5 protein-coding genes are annotated in these 7,257 nt (G+C 30.8%); 1 reads left to right on the forward strand and 4 read right to left on the reverse strand.

Annotation, left to right across the window (positions count from 1 at the left end; genetic code table 11):
• Nucleotides 1-521: 521 nt before the first annotated feature.
• The 3 genes from AC1W31_RS19765 to AC1W31_RS19775 all read right to left on the reverse strand — a co-directional run bounded on the left by AC1W31_RS19765 (nt 522) and on the right by AC1W31_RS19775 (nt 3,789).
• Nucleotides 522-1,607 carry a PDDEXK nuclease domain-containing protein gene (locus tag AC1W31_RS19765; protein WP_481736222.1) on the reverse strand — a complete coding sequence of 362 codons (1,086 nt, stop codon included), beginning with the start codon at nt 1,605-1,607 and terminating at the stop codon, nt 522-524.
• 278 nt (nt 1,608-1,885) lie between these two features.
• Entirely contained in the window at nt 1,886-2,827 is a 942-nt protein-coding gene (locus AC1W31_RS19770; RefSeq protein ID WP_481736223.1) for a ParB N-terminal domain-containing protein, read from the reverse strand.
• A gap of 14 nt (nt 2,828-2,841) precedes the next feature.
• The gene (locus tag AC1W31_RS19775) at nt 2,842-3,789 is read right to left on the reverse strand and encodes a ParA family protein (protein ID WP_481736224.1); all 948 of its coding nucleotides are present in this window, start codon (nt 3,787-3,789) and stop codon (nt 2,842-2,844) included.
• Nucleotides 3,790-5,187: 1,398 nt separating this feature from the next.
• Here AC1W31_RS19775 and AC1W31_RS19780 point away from each other — a divergent pair.
• Nucleotides 5,188-6,198, forward strand: coding sequence for a replication initiation protein (locus AC1W31_RS19780; RefSeq protein ID WP_481736225.1), 1,011 nt, complete (start codon nt 5,188-5,190; stop codon nt 6,196-6,198).
• A 416-nt stretch (nt 6,199-6,614) separates the two neighbouring features.
• Here the strand turns inward: AC1W31_RS19780 and AC1W31_RS19785 are convergent, their stop codons facing one another.
• On the reverse strand, nt 6,615-7,235 hold the full coding sequence (locus AC1W31_RS19785; RefSeq protein ID WP_481736226.1) for a recombinase family protein: 621 nt from the start codon (nt 7,233-7,235) through the stop codon (nt 6,615-6,617).
• Nucleotides 7,236-7,257 lie beyond the last annotated feature (22 nt).

Here is a 7,257-nt window from a genome sequence, read left to right on the forward strand (position 1 = left end):
TCTGTTAAGGAGACACTTGAATTTTTAGCACGTTTGTCTGTAAAGCTATCAAAGCGACTTCGTAGATTTACAATCAAGGAATCAACGCTTAGCGATTCCTGTAAAATTTTATAGCTCGATTTCATGGATCAAATCTAAATAAAGAGCTACATTTTGCCAAAAAAGAAATTGCTGGTGAATCGGAATGAAAAAGTTAAGCAATTGATAATCAGCGATTTATAAAATTTATTTTGAAAAAATAGTATTGATAACTAATTGAACTTGAGTGACTTACACTATGCTGTCTTACTTTAGGCCCAATAAGGGACTTGCAACCGTATGTCCAGTAGTAAAGGAAGTTAGCCTTAAATTTAAGTGAACCCCCAATAACCTGAGTGCATCAAAAAGTGTGGGGCAAGCAGATTTATGTTTTAGAGAATCATTTAAGGGTAGGCAATTGAACCCAATAATTTTTTAATTAAGGACATCAAAAATCAATTGCCCCACACTTTTTGATGCACTCCTATATTCAACTTTGTATGTTATTGGTCGTGGTTATTCAATTCACTTTCAATAAATTTTAATAAGGTTTCTTTATCAGGCAATTGAAGCATATATTTAGAGATAAACAACTCGTTTTCAAGTCCTGCGGTGGCGTACTCTACCAAAGCATCATCTTTGTCGGCACACAAAATAATTCCCACGGGTGGGTTATCGCCTTCGGTCATTTCGTTTTTACGATAATAATTTAAATACAACAACATTTGCCCAGAGTCCGCATGACTAAATTTCCCTAATTTCAAGTCAATGAGTACATGACATTTTAAGATTCTGTGATAGAAAACTAAATCTATGCGATAATGTGTATTGCCAAAAGTGATACGTTTTTGACGAGCTTCATAACAAAATCCTCTCCCTAATTCCGTCAAAAATTGTTGTAAATGGTCAATGATAGCCGTTTCTAAATCATTTTCAGAATATTGGCTTTTCTCTTCCAAACCCAAAAATTCTAAAAATAGTGGGTTTCTAATCAGTTCTTTTGGTTCAAATGGTAATTGATCTTTCATCTTGGCAATTACCCCCGCTTTATCCGTAGAAAGGCCCGTTCTTTCAAAAAGTAAGGTGTCAATGGCTCGTTCCAATTCTCGAACTTTCCACGCATTTTTAACCGCTTCAATTTCGTAAAAACGCCTTTTTAATTCAGAATCCAACCGCATTAATTCGATAAAATGAGAAAAAGATAAGGTGTTTATGAGTATTTCGATGGGGAGCATTAGTTCCTCTTTAGGAACCAAGATGTCAGCACTTACTTCTTTAATCAAGAGGTTTTTGAATTTGGCAGACACTGTCTGCCAAATCTGAGGATAGGTTAAATAAAACTGTCTAAATTGTCTAAGGTTGCGGTCAGAGAAACCATTCTTAGCTCTTGACTTCATTCTTAGAGAAATATTGATGAGCAACTTTGTGCCATAAACAGCCCTATCCTCTCCTTTTTGCTCAAATTCCACGATATAAAAGCCAATCAGCCAATTACGGATTGTCTGCAAATAATTCACTTGCTTTATTGCCTGTGACGACAATTGAACGTGAGTAGATTCAATAGTATCAATAAGGTATTCAAAATTCATGTTGATGAAAATATTGGTTTAAGTTTAAAATTTCCCGAATCATCCTATTACTTTCATTTCCAAAGCCAAATCACGGAAAAATTTATGATGGTAAAATATTTGTTAAAACTGATTTGAATTTCAATTGGTATAGTCAAAATTGAAGTCCATGAATAAGCGAATAATTGGGCTAAAATATAAAATTTTATCCAAATGGTCAAAGTGACCATTTGGATAAAATTGCATTGAAAATAGGATTAAATAATAATTCAGAAGAGACAAAATAATTAAAGATGTAGCTACAGTATTATCTTAAAATCTTCAAATGCTTTTTGAGCGATGTCGAAATCTTCAAGTTTTCGAGTTTTATAGACTAAATCAATAGCCTTCAATAAATTGTCAAACTTTTGTTTCGCAAGCTTTTCAGCAGAAGATGAATCTATTTTTGAATCATATTTTGTTGTATTAGAAACGGGTTTGACGTAAAGTTCTATTTGATTTAATTCACTAATTGGCTCTTGTATTGCATTGTTTTTTGCTAATGATTGAATTTTAGTTCTCTCAATTTTGATTTTTCCAGATAATACTTCATTTTTCAAACTTGGAGAAAGTTTATCCAAACCTTTAGCAAAATCCGCATCTCTTCTTATGGTTTTTTCTCCCACATTATATTGGTCAGCCAAACGTTGGGCAGTGGTCAATTCAGGAGAATTCTCCAAATGGTCATTCTGACCATTTGGAGAATTCTCGAGTAATTCCCCATCATTTTTGGAATAAAAATTATTGGAAAGGTTATTTTTTTCGTTATTATATCTAAGACCTCTAAAATATGAAACTTGCTGTGGATTAAGATTTCTCCTTCCCAGCTGCAAGTCAATCATGTGTTCTTTTACTTTTGAAATGCTATCAAAAGCTAATAATTGGGTATTAAAATTAATACCATATTCTGTACAAATCCGATATCTATTATGCCCATCAATAAGAACATATACGGTTTCGTCAGAACGGCCTTGATTAATTACATCTTGAGTAGTTTCCCATAGTAAAAGTGGATCCTTACAGCCATTTGCCAACAAATTTATTTTAAGTTGTTCAAATTCTGTATCTAACAAAGGCGGAATAAAACTCTTTAATTCATCAAGAATTACAATATTTTTTTTAATAGCTTCAAGTGATGAAAAACTATTGGTAATAGCCTCACGGGCCTTTGAAGCGATAGACATTTTAATATTCTTAGCCATAAATTATTTACAAATTAAAATGAGGATAAATATTCATTACAAAAATCTTCATAGCATTTAGCGGCTTCAGAATCTTTGTCAAAAGCCATAATAGAAATTTGTTCTATTTGTGCTTTTTGAAAAGCGATAAGATGTTTTATTTCATTCTTAAACACTTTGATATTAGGGAAAATTTCTCGGACAGTTTCTTTAATACCATCATGAACAGTATTTTTTCGAACCATCGTAAACATAATTCCATCAACTTGTAAGGAAGGATTAAAAATTTGTCTTGCTTCAGAAATCCTTTCTAAAAGAGTATTTAAACCTTTTAAAGCGGACATTTCTGGTAAAAGTGTAATTAAACAGCTATTTGAAGCTTGCATGGCACTCATGGTAAGAATATTGAGCGATGGAGGGCAATCAATCAATATAAAGTCATAGTCTTGACTTACTCGAGAAATCAAAATTTTCAATCTTTGTTCACCACCTACTTTATTAAGTAATTCAGTCTCAGCTCTTGCCAATTCAATATCAGAAGGAGAAATAGATAGGTTTTCGCCAATCGGATAAATGGGAAGATTTTCAAGTTTTATTAAACTGTGATAAACTTGGGATTCTCCTTGAACATTTACGTCAAAAATTTGACTCAAATTTCCTTGAGGATCTAAATCAATGAGCAAAACTTTGAATCCTTTTTTTGCAATGGCTTCGCCTAAATAGCCAGTCGTAGTAGTTTTACCAACACCGCCTTTATGATTAATGACAGACACAACCCTGGCTTTTTCATATAAAGAATTAGAAAAACCGTATGAAGTAACCACAGGAAGCAAAAGTTTTAGGTGTTTTTCGCTCAAATTCCTTTCGCCTTTTAGTGCCTTTGCCACTGTATCCTTCGGAAGACCTGCCTCACGTTCTAATGTGGCTATCGATATAGCATTTCTTCTTCTGAGAAATCTTAATAATAATTCTTGAGTTAGCATATTTGGGGGAAAAATGTTTTAATCATAAACAAAGATACAAATAAATTAGCATACAATTACATACGTATTAATATTTATTGCATAAAATAAAAGACAAATAATTCAATTTTTTAGAATTTATTTATTAATTTGCATAATAAAATAAAGAAATTATGATTATTTTCAATAATCATAATTTTAGAATCATGTTGTACAGCATAAAAAGAACAATTTGTTAATTTGAAAAATTTAAGAGAAAAGTTAAAATAGATATTGAAAAATAGGATGTAGATGGAGGCAATAAATCCGTAAGGCAACTTTTTTACACACAAAGTTTTATATTATTCAATCGACTGACTTTAAAGTAATTATCATTATTTTCAATTAATTTCATGATATAAGGCAACTTTTTTACGGTTCTAAATTAATAAGCAAGTGAATTGACAATTAATGCGTCTATTTTGTACAAAAATCATAACTAACATTAATAATATATAGAGAAAAAATGTTAATTTAGAATTAAATATAAATATAAGGCAACTTTTTTACAATTAAATGTACTTGATAATCAGGCTATTATGGATAGAGCAACTTTTTTACAAAGAATTTTAAAGATGAATAATTGTCAATTAAATATGCGCATAATTAAACAATGAACAAATTATTATATTCAACCGTTTGATTATCAGTACATTATACATATTTAATCAAAAACTACCAAGTGGCCCATCTCTGTTCTGTATAATTTAGCCAATTATACAGAACCTTAAGGCAACTTTTTTACATATTTGTGGTTTGATTATCAGACAGTTACATATAAAAGCAACTTCTTTACATTCTACCTATCAGCAAAACTCGATTTTAGATTTCTTTATAAAGATTTATGAAAAGTATCCTCAAGGCAACTTTTTTACAATATTTTTATAAAGATTTATCATTTTTTATGTTTTGATTATTTATAATAAATTATAAGGCAACTTTTTTACAATACTAACTTACTGATTTTAAACAAGTTAGTATTATTTTATTAGTGAATATTTTGGGATAAGTTTACTGTTTTGGCAAAAAATGATTTTAATACTATTATTTTTAGTTATTTTCATCACTGATTTATATATTTATCATACTTTAATTTGAATGATTTAGATGAGGCCTAATACATTGATTCTTAATAATTTACAATCGATAAAGCAACCTTTTTACACATTTTATGTTTTTTAAAGCAACCTTTTTACACTGTTAAGGCAACCTTTTTGCACATTTTATGTTTTTTAAGGCAACCTTTTTACACTGTTAAGGCAACCTTTTTGCACTATTTAATAAAAATTATTTAGCAATTTTTATACATCTTCATAATTTACCTATCAGGCAATTTCCGCTTTATTTTAGAAATTATGACTAACAATTAAATTTTAAACTATGAAATCGGAATCATTAGAAATAGAAGTTCAAATAATAGAGGAATCATATCAAGAACATCCCTATACACCCAATAGGAAGGACAATTATGTACCTAATAAATTAATTATATCAAATACTGATTTCAGTCGGGTAGAGCAAAGATTATTTGAGTTTTTTGTTAATCAGATTAACCATGGAACGGTTGATACGAAACATGGAATTCAGGTCAGGATTCCGATAAAAAAAATCAGTGAATATGTCTCTCCTCGACAGGTAATGGCAGTTACGAAAGCAATGGCACAAAAGGTAGTAACTTTGGTTGATTTGGCAAAACCAAATCTTGAATTTAAGCATATACCTGTTTTTACGAGCATAGAGTATAACGTCGATAACTCAGGGGTAATTGAATTTCGTTCAAACGCTAAACTTTCTCCATATCTTGCAAATTTAGGTAGTCAATATACTCGCTATGATTTCAAAACCATCCAAAGCTTTCATTCGACATATTCAACTTTAATGTATAAAATTTTAAAAATGCATTTGGGTCAAAATAGAACGTCGTTTGTGTATAGTATAGAAGAACTTAAAAGTCTTTTACAAATAGAAAAAGGGAAATATGAGAATTTGAAAAATTTTAAAGTGAAAGTATTAGATATTGTAAAAAGAGAGTGCGCTAATGCATTAAACCCAATAGATTTTGACTATGAGCATTTTGGCAATAAACAAAGAAATGTAACGCATCTTAAATTTAACATTAACACAATATGGAATTTAGTAAATCAGGAAAAAGAGGATTTTAAAAATGCGGTATTAATAAACCCAAATTTTGTATTAAATCGATTAGAAGATATTTTAATTAAAGATTATAATTTTAAAAGTAGTATTATCCAGAAAATTATGACGGGCAAAGATTTGAACAGTAAGTTCGCTACTCTTCATATCGAATTTGAAAATGGTATACACCCTAAAGTGAAGAATAGAAGTGCTTATGTATTAGCGTGTTTAGGATTAGTTAAAATAAAAAAGTAGTTTGAAATACAGCCAAATTTGATTCTTCATCAATTTTGGTAAAACGTAATTTTACTTCAAAATCATAAAATATCTTTCTATACACTAATGCGTTAAATAAATAGACGATTAAAAATGTGTAAATTTAGTCCATTAAAATAGCTTTTAACTAAATTAAATATGACGAGGAACCACTTTGTTCCACCAGACGTGGTTCAAATTTGAAGTTTTCATAACATTTGGGCGAAAATTTCACTTTTCGAACGAAATATTTAGTTTTTCTTAAAGTTAAACCTACTATGGGTAAAATTAAAAAAATGTACAAAAATCGTCGCGGGTCTCGCAGAATTTTTAATTTCCATTATTATACCGGCTACTCAATTCGAGGTTTTCATTACAACAAGACGAAAAGTAGCGGTTTCAACCTAAACAATTAGTTATTCTTCCTCAGTTTTACTCATTTTGGAACGATAATTATAAACGGTTCCATAAGCAATCCCCAAAATCTTTGATATTTTGTTCATTGATACCCCCCCTCGCTGTAATTCTATAATTTTTTTTTGAAGTTCCTTGGCAATTGGTGGACGTGCAATGTGTTTGCCTTGTGCTTTGGCTCTTGCCATACCCGCTTTCACCCTTTGACTAATCAATGAGCTTTCAAATTGAGCCAGCGATGCCATGACATGAAATATCAATTCGCCCGTGGGCGTGGTTGTATCAATATTTTCTTGATAAGAGATAAAATCAATTCCTAAACTTTGAAATTCTTTCAAGGCATTAACTAACGCCTGAGTTGAACGAGCAAAACGGTCATATCTCCAAACTAAGACCACATCAATTTTTCTTTTCTTAGCGGCTGCCATCATCAACTTATACTGTGTTCTGTCCTCATTTGTTCCAGAAGCGTAGTCAATGAATTCGGTAATCACTTCAAAATTCCGAGCTTGGGCGTACCCTCGTAATTGGACTAATTGTGTTTCTGGGTCTTGTCCTTTGTCAAGGGTTGAAACTCTTGCGTATAAAGCGACTCGTTTTGTGGTATTGATCTGATTTTTCATGTATTTTGTCTATCAAAAAGGA

It is taken from the genome of Arcicella sp. (assembly GCF_964672035.1).